We start from the raw sequence: 16,076 nt of genomic DNA, 5'->3' as shown, positions 1-16,076 counted from the left end.
TTCCAAACCCCGAGTTGCCCTGTCCCTGCGCACCGTGTTTGTGTGCACCCGGGCGGTGTGGCCCGGGACTAGCTAGGGAGCTATGGATGTCCGCATTACTGTCATGGGGCCGTTTCGGCCGGCGGGAAAACTCGCCGGGTTCGAGGAAGGACTCGGTCAAGCCTTGGATACCCCCGTCACGGAGACGTTCTGTGACGCGGATTCCGGCAGCAGCACTGGCCGTTGCGGTCAGCGCAGGTTCGCTGGTGCTGGGCGTCTCCCCGGCCATGGCAGCTGCCGGTGATTTCACCATCTCGCTCTCCGCCCCGGAAACGGTCCCGTTGAGCCAAAACTACAATTACACCGCCACTGTTGATTTCAGCGGCGTTGATTCTTCCCATCCGGCAACCGGTGTAGCAATGACCACAACGCTTCCGGAAGGCACTACCTTCGCGGGGCTCCCTACCGGCAGCTCTTCCCCAGTGTTGAGCCACAGCTACGACCCCGCTACCCGCGTACTGAGCATGATCCTGGACGAAACCACTGAGGATCTTGTCAGCGTGGTGTACACGGTGTCGCAGGTGGATAACGAGCGCAAATATGATGGCTATCCGCTGAACACGGTCATGACCGGAACGGGCGGACCCGGCGGCCAAGCAACGTCCGGGCCGGTCACGTCAAAAGTCACCGGCCCCCATGACTACCGGGCACAGAAGATGGCCACCACCATCACTGGCTCCACTCATCGCGAGGTGACATACCGGTTCAACGTGTGCTCGGAGGAAAGCTACCTGAGTTTCTCCGCTTACGCGCAGAAACTCACTGACGTTTTCCCCGCAGGTGCAGAGTTCGCTTCCGCCTCGACTGGCCTGGGCACATGGGACACGAGCGCTTGGCCCACAGCCACCTGGACCAATAACGAACGGTACGACCACACCGGATACTGCGTGGACCGAAGCGACGCCGGCATCTGGCTGACCGTCAGGTACCCGGATGAAGTCCCAGGTTGGGAAGACGGTCAGCGGCCTCCGGTCAACACTGTGACCTTGGAGACCACGGACGCCAACGGTGTAGTAAGAGCAGGCGTACCCGCCGCTTCCCAGGGTCCTGCCTTCAGTCCCGACGGTGGCGTTTCAGCGGCCATTGAGAAAACTTCAGGAGGCCAGACCTCCGCAGGGATGATCGCCAGAAACACGTACGTCAATGCCTCATACCTCGGGCCCCGCAACAGCCCAAGGGCCGAGGACCTCGTGGTCACCGATAGCGGCACAGCCGGTGGCGCGTCGGAGGAGTGGTTTCACCACAACGACGTCACTGCTATCAACGTGGCTTTCAGCCCCGTGTTGTCCACAGAGGACCTCCCTTACACATTTGAGTACCAGGCTGATTACTCCGATGCTTGGCAGACTTTCACGCCCGCCCAGCCCACCACCAGCGTCAATTTGTCGCTGACCGTGCAGAACACGGGTTCAAGCGGCTGGGAGTCTTTCAACGGGAACAATACGCTCAACCTGCCGCCGGGCTCCGTTCTGACAGGGTGGCGCATCTCCGTTGCACCTGGCAGTGAGTCAGTGCCCGTCGGCTCGGAAGTCAAGACCACCGTGGGAAGTGTGCCGGTCTTCCGCGATATCACCGATGGTGTGCTTGACGCGAACAGCCCTGCAGGTATTGCACCAGGACCGGTGAGCAACACGGCCACCCTGAAGGCAGGCGACCTGACGGGCGAGGCGTCTGACGTCTTTACCCCTGTGGATTCTGTATACCTGACCACCAACGTGTCTGCTCCCTCGGTCCTGAGTGTGGGTGACACAGGAACCATCAGGGCCGGTATCGTCAACCAGAACCCATCGGAAACCTACATGGACGCCACGATGTCCGTGGTTCTTCCCTGCGGCACCCAGTACGATCCCACAAAGACCATCACCCCCATCGCGGATTTGTCTGTGGGGGTGGAGCCCATCCCAACAATCGGCAAGGGGGTGACGGTGGATTCCACCTCGCGGGTCATTGATGCAGGGGGATGTGAACTGCAGGTCGTTAGCTTCACCTTCGATCAGATCAGCCCCATGCGGGACCCGAAAGAAGCTTCTTACCGCAAGGTTGAGAACACCGGGTGGCAGTACGACATTCCGGTTGCGGTCCTCGCCAAGGCCTACAAGCCCTCTGCCTCTTCCGTTCAGGTCGAATCGTATACCTCCACAGGAGATCCGCGTTTCATCGGCGTTGCTGACGGCGGCACAGCCGGGCAAACGGTGCCGATGAGTGGCTACGCCCCCTTCTTCAGCGAAGACATCTATGATTTCGATGCTGCACGGACAACTGTCGCCAAAGCTACCGGCCGTGTATCGATCAATATAGCCGGTGGTTTGCTGCTCGATAAGCTGTCCGGTTCCTCGGCAACAGGTCCGTGGTCCTTGGCCACCACCGTAGGCAAGGCAGCGTTCTGGCAAATTTACGTCAGCAACGTCCTGCCAAACCCGGTAACCGGCGCCACCTTCTTTGACCGCCTACCGGCTGTGGCAACAGGCGACGATTTCGACGTCGTCCTTTCAGGGGCAGTAACGGGCGCACCGGTGGGGGCAAAGATTGAATACTCCACCGACGCCGCAGATGCCAGCTCGGGCAGCTGGACCACAGATCCGGTCAATGCCACGGCGTTCCGGATGGTCGTTGATGCCCTGGCATCCGGTGATGACTTCACCTTGGTGGTTCCCACCAAGGTGACAGGAGATCCCGGCTTCGGAGAGAAAGCAAGCAACGTACTCGTTGCTAGGGGGACGTATAACGGGGATGCGGTGCAGTTTGCCACTAACGAGGCGTCGGTGAACGTGGCCGGTACTCCTGCGCTGGGAATCGTGAAGAAAACCAACGGAACCGCCTACTCATCAGCTCCTGGTGCGATGGTGGCCAACGGTTCTGATGTGAAGTGGACCTACGAAGTAACCAACACGGGCAATACACCGCTCACAAATGTGGCAGTCTCAGATGCCTTCTCCGCAGGAGATGGCAGCACGGGCACTCTTGTTCCCGTCTCGAGTGAGTCGGGTGCGCTGGCTCCCGGCGACACCCGTGTCTTCACCGCACATGATGCCGCCGTAACTGGTCAGTACCACAACACAGCCACGGCTACGGCTACGGCTACTGACGCGGAAGGGACCCCGTTGGCTCAACAGCCCGTCCCGGTCACCGCTGAGTCCTGGTATCTCGGCGGGGACGCCGGGTTGTCTGTTGTGAAGACGACCAATGGTGAGGACGTTGAGGCTGCTCCAGGTCCGCAGTTGGCTCCCGGCAGTGGGGTGAAGTGGTCCTACACGGTGAGGAACACTGGCGACCTTACTCTCAATGATGTGCTGGTTGTTGATAAGGACAGTGCTGGCAACGAGGTGTTCTCCGGGACGGTTCCTTCATTGGAGCCGGGTGCTTCTGTTGAGTTGTCGGCTCAGGGCAACGCTGTTAAAGGTCAGTACAAGAACACTGTGACAGCGTCGGCTGCAAGTCCCCTTGGCGGTCCCGATCTAAGTGCGTCTGATGATTCGTACTACTTCGGTGCCGTGCCGGGGCTAACGGTGGACAAGCTGGTTTCCACTCACCAAGAAGGTCCATGGAGCGAGGTTGTGACCATCGATGCCGGTGAGACTGTCTACTGGCAGCTCAGTGCGACAAACACCGGCAACACCGTGCTCACGGGTGTCCGATTCGACGACCCCGCCCTTGGGGTCATTGAGCCGGTTGCCACTCTCGCTCCTGGCCAGACGGCCAGTCGAGTCATTGCCCAAACCAACGTCACGCAGTCCTACATCAACGTAGTGGTTGCCTCTGCAACGGTGCCCGGTGGAGATGAGTCCACAGGGACTGACTCGAGCGAGGTTATAGTGAAACCGGTGGTGGCTGCGCCTCCGGCCGCTACTGCGCCTCCCGCTGCGACACCTCCCGCTGTGACGCCCCCCGCTGTGACGCCCTCCGCCACGACGGACGAACTTCCTGACACCGGTGCAAGCGGTCTCATGGTCGGGCTCACGGGCGCTGTAGTGCTTCTGATCGCTGGAGGCTTGGCGCTGGTTGCCAGTCGTCGGCGTAGGACCGCCTAACGCAGGGCATGAGTTGAATTAAAACAGCGACGTCGGCACCCAAGAGACTGGGTGCCGACGTCGTGGTTTCTGCGAATTAAGACTTAGTGCGTTGCCGCAGTTTCGGCTTCAGCCATCGCCTTCCACTCAGCCACACGGGCCTGATGCAGCGGCGACCTCCGGACAATCGCGTAGGCCACGCCAAGAATGGCAAACCAGATGGGCGTCACCAACAGAGCGGTGAGGGTGTCCGGCTGGGTGGTCAGCGCCCAGACCAAGAACGCGAAGAAAGCGAACACCACCCACACCATGGGGATACCGCCGGGCATCTTGAACGGTGAGGCCGCGTGAAGTTCGGGACGGCGTTTGCGGTACACAAGGTAGCTGGCCAGAATGATGGACCAAACGAACATGAAGCAGACTGCGGACACGGTGGTCACCATGTCGAACGCCACGCCAACGTCCTTGCCTGCGTACAGAAGTGCGACGCCGGCCAGAAGCAGGACGCAGGACAGGAACAGTGCGTTTTGGGGTACCTTGCGACTGGATAGACGGCCAAAGAGCTTGGGTGCGTCGCCGTCATTGGCCAGGCTGTAGACCATGCGGGACGTCGAGTAGATGCCCGAGTTGGCAGAGGACATGGCCGAGGTTAGGACCACGAGGTTGACCACGGTAGCCGCCATCCCCAGGCCCGCCAGGGAGAACATGGCAATGAACGGGCTCTGGCCGGCTTTGAACTCGGTCCACGGGGTGACGGACATGAGGATGATGAGGGCGCCTACGTAGAAGAGCATGACGCGCAGGGGGATGGCGTTGATGGCGCGGGGGAGGTTGTGCTCGGGGTTCTTGGTTTCGGCGGCGGCCGTACCCACCAGCTCGATACCCACGAACGCGAACACGGCGATCTGAAAGCCGGCCACGAATCCCATGAATTCCTTGGGGAAGAACCCGCCGTGGCTCCAGAGGTTGGTGAAGCTCGCAGTTCCTGCGTTGGACTGGAAGCCGGTGAAGATCATCACCAGGCCCACAACGATCAGCGCCACGATGGCAACGATCTTGATCAGTGCAAACCAGAATTCAGTCTCGCCGAAGGCCTTCACGGTGGGCAGGTTCAGGAGGAGAAGGATGATGATGGTGGCCAGGCCCGGGATCCAGAGCTGGATTCCCGGCCAGAGTTCGTCAGCGTAGCCAGCGATCGCGATGACGTCCGCCACGCCGGTGACTACCCAGCAGAACCAGTAGGTCCAGCCTGTGAAGAAGCCTGCCCACGGTCCAAGGAGGTCGCCCGCGAAGTCGCTGAAGGACTTGTAGTTCAGGTTGGAAAGCAGCAACTGGCCCATGGCGCGCATGACGAAGAACAGCATGAAGCCGATGATCATATACACGAAGATCACGGAGGGTCCGGCGACGGAAATGGTTTTGCCGGAACCCATGAAGAGGCCGGTCCCGATTGCGCCGCCGATGGCAAGGAGCTGGATATGGCGGTTGCTGAGCGAGCGTGACAGGTGGGGCTCGCTGTCCCTGCTGGAGACGTGAAGCTTCCCCTGTGTTGTCTGATCGGACATTAGTTCAAGAACCCTTCGAAGGACCCGCCACAATGGTGACGGCCGTTACAAATCTGTTCGATAAAGCTATAGCTAATGTCTGACCATTGGCGAATCGGTCTGCATGGCGAAAGCTCCCCCTGTGGAAGAGAGGAGCTTCGGCCGTGGTGGGGCTCGGTGGAAACTAGGTGATCCGGCGCTTGTAGGCAGCTGTGGCAAAGGCGTAAGAGACGATGAGGATCCCCAGGCACCATGCCAGGGCTACCCAGATGTCGCCATCCACCGGGCGCTGCGCGAACAGATCCTGAAGGGTATTCACAATGGACGTCACGGGCTGGTTCTCGGCGAACCAGCGGACAGGACCGGGCATGGTCTCCGTGGGGACGAAGGCGGAGCTGATGAACGGCAGGAAGATCAGCGGATAAGAGAACCCGCCCGCGCCATCAACGGATTTCGCCGAGAGGCCGGCAATGATCGCGATCCAAGTTAGTGCCAAAGTGAACAGCGCCAGGATGCCCGCAACGGCCAGCCAGTCGAGCACACTCGCTGACGTCCGGAACCCCATGAGCAGTGCCACCACCACGATGATCACCAGCGAGAGTCCGTTAGCCACCAATGAGGTCAGTACGTGGGCCCAAAGAACCGATGAGCGTGCGATGGGCATGGAATGGAACCGCTCAAAGATGCCGCTCTGCATGTCAGTGAACAGCCGGACCGCCGTGTAGGCGATGCCGGATGCGATGGCGATCAGCATGATGCCCGGGAGCAGGTAGTTGACGTAGTTCTCTGTGTTGGTACTGATGGCCCCGCCGAAGACGTAGACGAACAGCAGCATCAGGGCGATTGGGGTGACCGCGGTGGTGATGATGGTGTCTACGCTGCGGAAGATGTGCCGCATGGAACGGCCCAGCAGGATCGAGGTGTCTGTGAAGAAATGGGTGCTCATGACCTGTCCTCTACTGACTCGTTGTTGTCGGCAGCAGCGTTATTGCCGCTGCCCACCAGGGCAAGGAAGATGTCCTCCAGGCTCGGCTGCTTTTCGACGTATTCGATCTTGGCTGGCGGCAGCAATTGCTTGAGCTCGGCCAGGGTTCCGTTGGCGATGATGCGTCCCTCATGCAGGATGGCAATCCGATCTGCCAGCTGTTCAGCTTCGTCGAGGTACTGCGTAGTGAGCAGGACCGTGGTCCCTTGCCTTGCAAGGTTCTTAACGATTTGCCACACCTCGAGGCGGGCTTCAGGATCGAGGCCTGTGGTGGGCTCGTCCAGGAAGATCACCTGGGGGTTGCCGATCAGACTCATCGCTATGTCCAGGCGTCGGCGCATGCCGCCCGAATAGCTCGCCACCTTGCGGGACCCGGCCTCGGTGAGGCTGAACTGCGCCAGCAAGTCATCAGCGATCTGACCGGAATTCTTCAAGTGACGCAGCTTAGCCACCAAAACCAGGTTCTCTTTGCCGGAAAGAACCTCGTCCACAGCCGCGAACTGTCCCGTGAGGCTGATGGACTGCCTTACCTTGAGCGACTCGGTGGCCACATCAAAGCCTTCGACGGCGGCCGAACCGGCATCCGCTTTGAGCAGGGTGGAAAGGATCTTCACCATGGTGGTCTTGCCCGCTCCGTTGGAGCCCAGCAGCGCAAAGATGCTGCCGGGCGCTACCTCAAAGTTCACACCCCGTAGTACGTGGAGGTTCTTGTATGACTTCTCAATGCCCTCTACGCGGATTGCTGCAGCGGTCATGATTCCGCCTCCTTGGCTTTATCGATGACCTTGTTGAGGCGCTCGCGTTCTTTGTCGATCCAGCGTTTTCCGCCGTAGGCCTGGGCGAAGCTCTCGGCGAATTCGATGGGATCTCCGCCCACGATCTCGCTCACGGGGGTGCCATCCACTGCGGCTCGTTCCCACAGGTCGGCCAGATCGGAGATCATCTGCACCATGGTGTCGCCATCTGTGACGCCGCCGTAGTACGTCAAATAGCGGTTGAAGGCGGTGGCCACCGCGAGGTAGGGCTCTGGCAGAGCATCCAGCCGAGCCTTGGCCTGCTTGTACTGCTTCTTCTGCTCGAGTGATCCGGTGACCAGTTCGATCCATTTCGCTGCCATGCTATTTTCCTTCCTTGCGGAGCTCTTCAATCCGTCCGGACAAGAAGCTCCATGTGTTCCAGAATTCGTTCAGTTCTTTTTCGCCCTGCGTGTTGAGCGTGTATACCTTGCGGGGTGGTCCTTTCTCGGACGGACGCTTCTCAACGTCTACCAGCCCCTTTTGCTCGATCCTGACCAGCAGCGCGTACACCGTGCCTTCAGCGATCTCGGTAAATCCCTGCTCCCGGAGCAGCGTGGTGATCTCATATCCGTACGCTGCCTTGCCGGTCAGGAGGGCTAGAACGATGCCCTCCAATGTGCCTTTGAGCATCTCGGTCATTTGCTTGCCCATCGGACACCTCCCTCACTACTCAGTATTACTAGCTACCACTACATAGTAGAACTAGGTACCGGTACTTAGCAATACTGAGTTCTGGGCATGTTGGCGGGAGTGGCATGCTGGGGTGGTGACTACTCAATCCGGCGCCGAACCCGCTCTGCTGACCGTCGCCGTCGACCGTGGAACTTTCACCCTGCGGCAGGCCCGCAAGGGCGACCTGCCGCGCATCCTCGAGCTCCTCGCGGATGATCAACTGGGCGCCGCACGCGAAAACGCTGAGGATTTAGCGCCGTACGAGCGGGCTTTTGACGCGATCGACGCCGACCCGGCGCACCTTCTGGTGGCGGGTGAACTCGGCGGGGAGGTGGTTGCCACGTTCCAGCTCAGCTACATTCCGGGCTTGTCGCGCAAGGGATCCTGGCGTGCGCAGATCGAGGCTGTTCGGGTCTCCGGCGTGCTGCGGGGTCAGGGTGTTGGTGCGCTGATGATTCAGTGGGCGATTGATCAGGCCCGGGAGCGTGGCTGTTCGCTGATGCAGCTCACCACGGACAAGTCCCGGGTTGGGGCCCATCGTTTTTACGAGCGCCTGGGCTTCGTCGCCAGTCACGAAGGCATGAAGCTCGCACTCTAAGTCCCTGTCCGGCTCGGTTGAAACTCTTGACATTTAGGTACCCTAACTATTAGGCTACCTAAATATGAACACCTTTGATCCCCGGCTGTTGGACCTGGCCCAGGAATTCCGCGAGTCGCTCCGGCTCGGCGTCTACATGTTCCGCCGCCTCGATCCGGAGGGCGAACTCACCGCCGCGCAGCTCAGCCTGCTGTCCATGATTTCCGACGGCGGCCTCCGCGTGGGCGATATCGCCAAGAACCTGGGCATCAAAGTCCCCAGCGCTACGGAGCAGATCATCAAACTCGAGCGGGCGGGCCTGATCACCCGCCAGCCCGATCCCGACGACTCACGGGCTGTCCAGGTGGTCATCACCCAAGCCGGGACGGCCGCCGTCGAGTCCGCCAACCAACGGCGAAACGCCATGGTGGCCGAGCTGCTCCAGGAACTCAGCAGCGACGAAATCGAGCATCTCGCGTCCGCACTGCCCGTGATCGCCAAGCTCAACAGCTCGTTCCAGAACTAAAACAGAAAAAAGCACCGACAAGGAGCACGTGAATGTCACGCCAGTTGGCTGACGCTTCAGCAAGCGCCGAAAAAACCATCGAAAACACCTTGGAAGCTGAGAAAGCTTCCTTCCTCAAACAGCCCAAGGCGGTATGGGCCACTGCGCTCGCGGCCGTATTCGCGTTTATGGGCATAGGGCTCGTGGACCCGATTCTCCCCGCGATTGCCAAGAACCTTGAGGCTTCCACCAGTGAAGTCTCCCTGCTGTTCACCAGCTATTTCCTGGTGACCGCAATCGCCATGTTGATCAGCGGATTCGTGTCCTCAAGGATTGGTGGCAAGAAGACGCTGCTGATCGGTTTGGCGATCATCGTGGTGTTCGCATCTCTGTCCGGTCTTTCCGGCAGCGTTGAGCAGCTGGTGGGATTCCGGGCGGGTTGGGGTCTTGGTAACGCGTTGTTCGTGGCAACGGCACTGGCAGTGATTGTAGGCGTGGCCAGCGGTGGAACCGGCACGGCCATCATCCTTTACGAAGCAGCACTCGGCCTGGGTATCTCCCTCGGCCCGTTGCTGGGTGCCCTCCTGGGTGGCTGGCAGTGGCGGGCTCCATTCTTCGGCACCGCAGTTCTCATGGCCGCCGCTTTCGTCGCGCTGCTGGCATTGCTTCCCAAAACACCCGCCCCGGCCAAAAAGTCCCGCCTCAGGGATCCGTTGCTGGCGCTCGGACACAAGGGCCTCCGCACAACTGCAGCAAGTGCGCTGTTCTACAACTACGGCTTCTTCACCATCCTCGCCTTCACGCCCTTCATCCTGGGCATGGACGCCTATGGAATCGGTGGAGTGTTCTTCGGCTGGGGTGTTGCTGTAGCCGTCTTCTCGGTGTTCGTGGCTCCCGCGCTCCAGAGGCGGTTCGGCGCCGTCAAAGTCCTCACCGGCACGCTCGCCGCGCTCATGCTCGACCTGATCGGGCTGGGACTGGCTGCGGGGCACTCGGTGATGGCCGTCGTCGTGCTTGTCATCGTGGCCGGTGCCCTGCTGGGCATCAACAACACGGTCTACACGGAGCTGGCCATGGGCGTTTCTGATTCGCCTCGTCCCGTTGCGTCCGCCGGTTACAACTTTGTGCGCTGGATGGGCGGCGCGCTGGCACCGTTCGCGGCCGCCCAACTCGGCGAGCACTTCGGCCCGCAGGTGCCGTTCTTCGCTGGTGCTGTGGCCATGGTCATCGCCATCCTTGTCGCTTTCGGAGGACGCGGTTACCTGAAAACCCACGAGCCGCACCTGGTGTAGCCCTCCCCGCAACCACAAAAGCCCGGCGGAATTGAACTGGTCAAATCCGCCGGGCTTTTTTGTGCGCTACTTTGCTTCGTCTGAGGCGACTGGCAAGGGTGCCACCGGTGCGCCCTTGGGAACGAACAGGGTTTCGGCCTGTTCCAAGGACATGCCGTTGGTCTCCGGAACCTTGAACATCACAAAGAAGAACGACGCCGCCGCGAACGCCGCGTACATGGCGTACGTCAGTGGCAGCGAACCTGCTGCCATGATGGGGAAGCTGAGTGTGATGGCGAAATTCGCGATCCACTGCGCGGCCGCGGCCAGGCCGAGGGCACGTGCGCGGATGCGGGACGGGAAGATTTCGCCCAACAGCACCCAAACGAGCGGGCCCCATGAGGCACCGAAGCTGATCACGAAGACGTTTGCTGCGACGAGGGCAACCGGCCCCCACGCACCGGGGAGGCTGATCTCGGAGCCCGTGCCGACTGCGGAGGAGAAGGCCAGTGCCATGACGCCGAGGGATACGGCCATGCCGATGGAGCCAGTGAGCAGGATGGGCCGGCGGCCAATGCGGTCCACCAGGGCGATGGCAACAAGGGTGACCAGGATGTTGGTGACGGAGGTGGCCACGGAGATCGTTAGTGAGTCTTTTTCCTGGAAACCGACGGCCTTCCACAGCGTGGTGGAGTAATAGAAGATCACGTTGATGCCAACGAACTGCTGAAGGACGGAGAGGATGATGCCAATCCAAACCACTGGCAAAAGGCCGAACCTGTTGCCGCGGAGCGAGCCCTTCTTGGTGGAGAGCTTCTCCTCCTGGATGGATTCGCGGATCTCGCGGATGTGCCGCTCGATGTCGTCGCCCGGGATGATCCTGTTGAAGATACTGCGGGCCTGGTCTTCCTTGCCGTTGAGTACCAGGAAGTGTGGGGACTCCGGCAGGCGAAAAGCGATCCAGCCGTACACAGCGGCGGGCACGGCACAAGCGATGAACATCCAGCGCCAGGCTTCAATGCCCAGCCACAACGTGCCGCCGGCGCCACCGGCCGAGTTGGCGAGCACTGCATCGGAGAGAAGAGCTGCGAAGATGCCGGTGGTTATGGCGAGCTGCTGGAGCGATGCCAAGCGGCCGCGTACGTGCCTGGGGGAAATTTCGGAGATGTAAGCCGGGGCGATAACGGAGGCTAGCCCGATGCCCAGGCCGCCCACCAGTCGCCAGAAGATGAGATCCCACACGCCAAAGGCGAGGCCCGTTCCTATAGCGCTCACCAGGAAGAGCAGCGCACCGATCTTCATGGCGGGGATGCGTCCATAGCGGTCGGCGATTTTGCCGGCGAAGTAGGCGCCGGCGGCACACCCCAGCAGCGCAACAGCGACGGCGAAGCCCGTGACCGCCTCGCTCATGACGAACTCGTCAGCCATCGCATCCACGGCACCGTTGACCACGGACGAATCGAAGCCGAAGAGGAATCCGCCCACCGCGCCGGCGACGGCCAGGCCGATCACCTTCCGTGAGACTGATGGCGCGCCTTCGGTGCTGGAACTGGACATGGGTCTCCCTTAGGGAATGGGGGTTCGGAAGCGATGTGCGGGACGTCGTCGGCTGTCCGACGGGGACGCCGGTGCACTCGCGCTACACAGTGTGGCACGTCATATCGGCCAAGTTCCAGTCAAGTGACCGACGTGACATGGATTCACCTAGTTAACGCATGGGCCTACTCTCGCGCGGCTGGGAGTTGGCTGAGTGATCCCTTACTCGTTCCTGAGACGACAAAATGATCGCTCTGGATCCACTACTTGAACGTATTCGCGCCGTGCTGGGGGCAAGCGGGCATCAAGCAAACAACGGCAGGCAGTCCGAAGACTGTCTGCCGTTGTTGGTATTGCGTGAACCTAGTTCCTCGCGGGTAACTCAGTGCCAGACGAGCGGCTCAATGCCTGACGACTGACTCAGTGCGCCGGAACGGATTCCTTGGCTGCGGCTTTGGGGTCGGTGAGCTTCTTGTTGGGCAAGGCGAAACTGATGAGGAAGGCAATGATCATGAGTCCGGCGGCCGTAAGCATGACGATGTCGATTGCTTGGGCAAAGCCTTCAGTGATGGGCCTCGTCAGTGTGCTGTTGGCCGTGTGAAGCCAGCTGGTGTCATTCAGCGACTCGTTGTTGGCTCCGTTTTTGAAGAAGTCGAAGAGCTTGGCGTTAGCCGGATCGGAGGCCACGGCCGGGTCCTTCATGACAGCTTGGTAGTCCGGGTTGGCTACGGCAGTCTTCATGCCCTCGGCAATCTTGTCAGCGGCCGTGCTGAACAGCATGGAAATGAAGACGGCCGTGCCTACTGCTCCACCCATGGAACGGAAGAACGCAGCTGTTGAGGTGCCTACGCCCATATCCTTGGGCGGAACGGAAACCTGCATGGCAAGTGTCAGCGGCTGCATGCAGAAGCCCAATCCGACGCCGAAGAACACGGCAATCAGGCCGGGAACCCACAGTCCTGTGTCGACGCCGAGGACCAGGCCCATGACGGTGGCTGCGGCAGCCAGTACTGCCGTACCCATGATGGGGAAGATCCGGTACACGCCTGATGAGGAGATGGTTCTGCCGGCAGAGATCGAGCCGAAGAGGATGCCCACAGTAAACGTGATCATCATCAGGCCGGCCTCGGTAGGAGTTAGCCCCTTCACGAGCTGCAGGTACATGGGCAGCATGGCAATGGCACCAAACATTCCGATGCCGATGATGAAGTTCAACAGTGATGACAGCCCAAACGTCGTGTTCTTGAAGAGGCGCAGCGGAATCAGCGCGTAGTCGCCGGCACGTTTCTCGGCAAGAAGGAAGGTCACGATGCCGATGACGCCAAGTCCGTAGCAGAGCCAGGATCCGCCGGAAGCCCAACCCCACGTGCGGCCCTGTTCTGCAACCAGCAGTAGCGGAACAATCGCAAGGGTGATGGCCGCGGCGCCCCAGTAATCGATCTTTTGCTTCACATGCCGCGCCGGAAGGTGCAGGTACAGGAAGACCACCACAAGGGCGGCGAGCCCAATGGGGAGATTGATGAAGAAGACCCAGCGCCAGCCGTCAAAGCCCAGGATGTTGGCTGAGCCGGCGAAGGCGCCGCCAATAACCGGACCGAGTACGGAAGAGATACCGAAGACTGACATGAAGTAGCCCTGGTACTTTGCCCTGTCCTTCAGTGCCACGATGTCGCCGATGATGGTCAGCGCCAAGGCCAGCAAGCCGCCGGCGCCGAGGCCTTGGATGCCGCGGGCAATGGCAAGCTCGGTCATGGAGTGGACGGACCCCGCGTAGAGGGAACCGGCCAGGAAGATCACGATTGCCACGAGGTAGAGCGGGCGCCGACCGAAGATATCGCTGAGCTTGCCGTAGAGCGGGGTGCTGACGGTGGATGTAATGAGGTAGGCCGTGGTGGCCCACGCTTGGAGAGACAGGCCATCGAGGTCGTTGGCGATGGTGTAGATGGAGGTGGACACGATGGTTTGATCCAGCGAGGACAGGAACATGCCGAGCATGAGCCCCACCATGACGGTGAGTGTCTGACGATGCGTCAAGACCTCTCCGGCAGCCCGTACAGGGGCAGTTTTGGACATATCTTCTCCAGAGGTGGCAGAAAAGTGGATTAAGCAGGATAGTTGCTTTCAGTAACTATCTTACAGCCCGGTTGATTCCCGACGGGAGAATGTTTCTTCCACTTTCCCTCTAAGTCAGCAATACCGGAAGGGTCAGCGCTCGATCAGAATGCCGTCCGGATCGCAGAAGATCATCACGCCTGGCTGGATGCGGACCCGATCGATCACCAGCTGCACATCCACTTCACCCACACCTGTCTTGGCACTCTTCTTAGGGTTGCTACCAAGTGCCTTAACGCCCAGGGGCAAGCGGGCGATCGCCTCGCGGTCGCGAATGGCGCCGTTGATTACCACGCCGGCCCAGCCGTTTGCCACTGCACTTTCCGCAATCATGTCTCCCATGAGCGCGGTCCTCAACGAACCCTGCCCATCGATGACCAGAACGGCACCCTCCCCGGGGGTGTTGAGGATGGTCTTCACCAGCGCATTGTCCTCGAAGCACCGAATAGTGCGGACAGGCCCACTGAAATGCGTGCGCCCGCCCAGGTTTTGAAACTGGATGGCGATGGATTCCAACTCCTCGCCGCGATCGTCGTAGAGATCGGCGGTATTTACTTGCTCACTCACAATGCTGCTCCTCTATCGGTTTGAGGCCACACTAACCCTTGCGTCAGAGCTAGGTCAGGAGATATTTCGGCCTATGTGGATAAAGAACCCGACGGCGGTTCAGTGTCGTTCCGCCGCGCTAGGCTGAATCCAAACATTCCAAGAGGGGGAACCTGCTATGAGCTTGTCCGATCTTCCGGGCCCGGTGCCGGATCCAGCCGTGGTCCGCGGTGGTACCGCAACGGCGCTGGCTGAGCCGGTAAGCCGTGTGCGCCCCCTATGGGTCACTGGCGTGGTGCTGGTTAACCTAGGCATCAATGCAGCGTTCTTTGGCCCCCTCCAAGTGCTGTTGGGACTGCAGGCAGCTCACTTTGACGAAGGCCAGAAGGAAGCAATCCTGGCACTGGTAACAGGCTGTGGCGCGGCCGTCTCCATGGTGGCAAACCCGCTCTTCGGGGCATTCAGCGACCGCACTACGTCCAGGTTTGGTCGCCGTGTTCCCTGGGTTCTCATGGGCGCCGTTCTTGGAGCTGTTGCGCTCATAGCTTTGGCCGGTGCTCCCAACGTTGCCGCAATGACCTTGCTGTGGTGCCTCGTGCAGGCCGGAGCCAACGCCATGTACGCGGCTATCACGGCCGCCATACCTGACCGTGTCCCGGTTCCACAGCGCGGGACTGTCGGCGGGCTGGCCGCCATGGGGCAGACGGTGGGCATCCTCATCGGAGCGGTCATCGCTGCGGTCGTTGTTGGAAACTTTGCCGCCGGCTATTGGCTGTGCGCTGCAGCGCTGCTGGCCGGTGTCGTGGTTTATCTCTTTAAGAATGACGACCAGCAGCTTCCGCCAAGCGAGCGACCACCGTTCAAGATGGCGAGATTTCTCAAAGGCTTCTGGGTTTCTCCCAAGCGCTACCCCGATTTCGCGTGGGCTTGGCTGACTCGCCTGCTGGTAAGCACCGGCAACCACATGGTCACGTTGTATTTGTTGTTCTTCCTGAGTGATGCTGTGCGTCTCAAGGAAACGGAGGGAATCGATCCGTCGTTTGGTGTCCTCATTCTTACCGGGCTTTACGCGGTCTCGGTCATTGTCACCAGCGTGCTCGGGGGCAGGCTGAGCGACAGGATGGGCAAGCGGAAGCCTCTGGTGATCGCTTCGTCGGTCATCATTGCGCTGGCGTCACTGATCCTTGCCTTCGCGCCGACGTGGATTGGCGGGCTTACCGGTGCGGTGGTACTGGGAATCGGCTTTGGAGCGTATCTCGCCGTTGACTTCGCGCTCATCACGCAGGTCCTTCCCACTGGGATGGACCGCGGCCGGGATTTGGGCGTTATCAACATCGCCAACTCCTTGCCGCAGGTGATCGCCCCCTTGATCGCCTCTCCGTTTGTCCTTTACTGGGGCGGCTACGTCTCGCTGTACGTAGCCGCCGCAGTCATTGGGCTCATGGGCGCCGTGTTCGTGGTGAAGATCAAGAGCGTGGACTAGGC

Annotated in this window: 13 protein-coding genes; 5 read left to right on the top strand and 8 right to left on the bottom strand. The window is 60.5% G+C overall.

Annotation, left to right across the window (positions count from 1 at the left end):
* Window positions 1-191 precede the first annotated feature (191 nt).
* A complete protein-coding gene (locus tag J7I86_RS18340; RefSeq protein WP_309476763.1) occupies window positions 192-4,067 on the top strand; it encodes an LPXTG cell wall anchor domain-containing protein in 3,876 nt (1,291 codons plus the stop codon).
* A gap of 83 nt (window positions 4,068-4,150) precedes the next feature.
* Here the strand turns inward: J7I86_RS18340 and cycA are convergent, their stop codons facing one another.
* From cycA to J7I86_RS18315, 5 genes are all read right to left on the bottom strand, one after another.
* Window positions 4,151-5,611 carry a D-serine/D-alanine/glycine transporter gene (gene cycA, locus J7I86_RS18335; RefSeq protein WP_214822145.1) on the bottom strand — a complete coding sequence of 487 codons (1,461 nt, stop codon included), beginning with the start codon at window positions 5,609-5,611 and terminating at the stop codon, window positions 4,151-4,153.
* A 163-nt stretch (window positions 5,612-5,774) separates the two neighbouring features.
* Window positions 5,775-6,536, bottom strand: coding sequence for an ABC transporter permease (locus tag J7I86_RS18330; protein WP_214822144.1), 762 nt, complete (start codon window positions 6,534-6,536; stop codon window positions 5,775-5,777).
* Window positions 6,533-7,330 (bottom strand): ABC transporter ATP-binding protein, encoded by a 798-nt coding sequence (locus J7I86_RS18325; RefSeq protein WP_214822142.1) that lies wholly within the window; start codon window positions 7,328-7,330, stop codon window positions 6,533-6,535. The genes J7I86_RS18330 and J7I86_RS18325 overlap by 4 nt, the downstream gene beginning before the upstream one ends.
* Window positions 7,327-7,692: a DUF1048 domain-containing protein gene (locus J7I86_RS18320; protein ID WP_214822140.1), complete on the bottom strand. Its 366-nt coding sequence runs from the start codon at window positions 7,690-7,692 to the stop codon at window positions 7,327-7,329. Before J7I86_RS18320 ends, J7I86_RS18325 begins: the two co-directional genes overlap by 4 nt.
* Before the next feature lies 1 nt (window position 7,693).
* Window positions 7,694-8,023, bottom strand: coding sequence for a PadR family transcriptional regulator (locus J7I86_RS18315; protein ID WP_141283837.1), 330 nt, complete (start codon window positions 8,021-8,023; stop codon window positions 7,694-7,696).
* Window positions 8,024-8,135: 112 nt separating this feature from the next.
* On the opposite strand from J7I86_RS18315, the gene J7I86_RS18310 reads away from it, so the two are divergent.
* The 3 genes from J7I86_RS18310 (at window position 8,136) to J7I86_RS18300 (ending at window position 10,418) form a co-directional block, all read left to right on the top strand.
* A complete protein-coding gene (locus J7I86_RS18310) occupies window positions 8,136-8,642 on the top strand; it encodes a GNAT family N-acetyltransferase (protein ID WP_214822138.1) in 507 nt (168 codons plus the stop codon).
* 64 nt (window positions 8,643-8,706) lie between these two features.
* Window positions 8,707-9,147, top strand: a complete 441-nt coding sequence (locus J7I86_RS18305; protein ID WP_214822135.1) for a MarR family winged helix-turn-helix transcriptional regulator — start codon at window positions 8,707-8,709, stop codon at window positions 9,145-9,147.
* Window positions 9,148-9,179: 32 nt separating this feature from the next.
* Window positions 9,180-10,418, top strand: a complete 1,239-nt coding sequence (locus J7I86_RS18300) for an MFS transporter (RefSeq protein ID WP_214822134.1) — start codon at window positions 9,180-9,182, stop codon at window positions 10,416-10,418.
* Window positions 10,419-10,484: 66 nt separating this feature from the next.
* Here the strand turns inward: J7I86_RS18300 and J7I86_RS18295 are convergent, their stop codons facing one another.
* The 3 genes from J7I86_RS18295 to rraA form a co-directional block, all read right to left on the bottom strand.
* On the bottom strand, window positions 10,485-11,954 hold the full coding sequence (locus tag J7I86_RS18295) for a sugar porter family MFS transporter (RefSeq protein ID WP_214822133.1): 1,470 nt from the start codon (window positions 11,952-11,954) through the stop codon (window positions 10,485-10,487).
* Window positions 11,955-12,353: 399 nt separating this feature from the next.
* Window positions 12,354-14,006, bottom strand: a complete 1,653-nt coding sequence (locus J7I86_RS18290) for an MDR family MFS transporter (RefSeq protein ID WP_214822129.1) — start codon at window positions 14,004-14,006, stop codon at window positions 12,354-12,356.
* A gap of 132 nt (window positions 14,007-14,138) precedes the next feature.
* Entirely contained in the window at window positions 14,139-14,612 is a 474-nt protein-coding gene (gene rraA / locus J7I86_RS18285; RefSeq protein ID WP_214822128.1) for a ribonuclease E activity regulator RraA, read from the bottom strand.
* Between the two features lie 157 nt (window positions 14,613-14,769).
* Between rraA and J7I86_RS18280 the strand changes: the two genes are divergently transcribed.
* Window positions 14,770-16,074 (top strand): MFS transporter, encoded by a 1,305-nt coding sequence (locus J7I86_RS18280; protein WP_214822127.1) that lies wholly within the window; start codon window positions 14,770-14,772, stop codon window positions 16,072-16,074.
* The last annotated feature ends 2 nt before the right edge of the window (window positions 16,075-16,076 follow it).

The sequence above is a fragment of the Arthrobacter sp. ISL-95 genome, from assembly GCF_018613695.1.
Taxonomy (GTDB): Bacteria; Actinomycetota; Actinomycetes; order Actinomycetales; family Micrococcaceae; genus Arthrobacter.
The sequence above is the reverse complement of the archived record's forward strand: the minus strand, read 5'-3'. Positions and strand labels throughout refer to the sequence as shown.

Coding starts and splice junctions, on each gene's coding strand:
- cycA (WP_214822145.1), bottom strand. CDS start 5,611: ATGTCCGATCAGACAACACAGGGGAAGCTTCACGTCTCCAGCAGGGAC.
- J7I86_RS18330 (WP_214822144.1), bottom strand. CDS start 6,536: ATGAGCACCCATTTCTTCACAGACACCTCGATCCTGCTGGGCCGTTCC.
- J7I86_RS18325 (WP_214822142.1), bottom strand. CDS start 7,330: ATGACCGCTGCAGCAATCCGCGTAGAGGGCATTGAGAAGTCATACAAG.
- J7I86_RS18320 (WP_214822140.1), bottom strand. CDS start 7,692: ATGGCAGCGAAATGGATCGAACTGGTCACCGGATCACTCGAGCAGAAG.
- J7I86_RS18315 (WP_141283837.1), bottom strand. CDS start 8,023: ATGGGCAAGCAAATGACCGAGATGCTCAAAGGCACATTGGAGGGCATC.
- J7I86_RS18305 (WP_214822135.1), top strand. CDS start 8,707: ATGAACACCTTTGATCCCCGGCTGTTGGACCTGGCCCAGGAATTCCGC.
- J7I86_RS18300 (WP_214822134.1), top strand. CDS start 9,180: ATGTCACGCCAGTTGGCTGACGCTTCAGCAAGCGCCGAAAAAACCATC.
- J7I86_RS18295 (WP_214822133.1), bottom strand. CDS start 11,954: ATGTCCAGTTCCAGCACCGAAGGCGCGCCATCAGTCTCACGGAAGGTG.
- J7I86_RS18290 (WP_214822129.1), bottom strand. CDS start 14,006: ATGTCCAAAACTGCCCCTGTACGGGCTGCCGGAGAGGTCTTGACGCAT.
- J7I86_RS18280 (WP_214822127.1), top strand. CDS start 14,770: ATGAGCTTGTCCGATCTTCCGGGCCCGGTGCCGGATCCAGCCGTGGTC.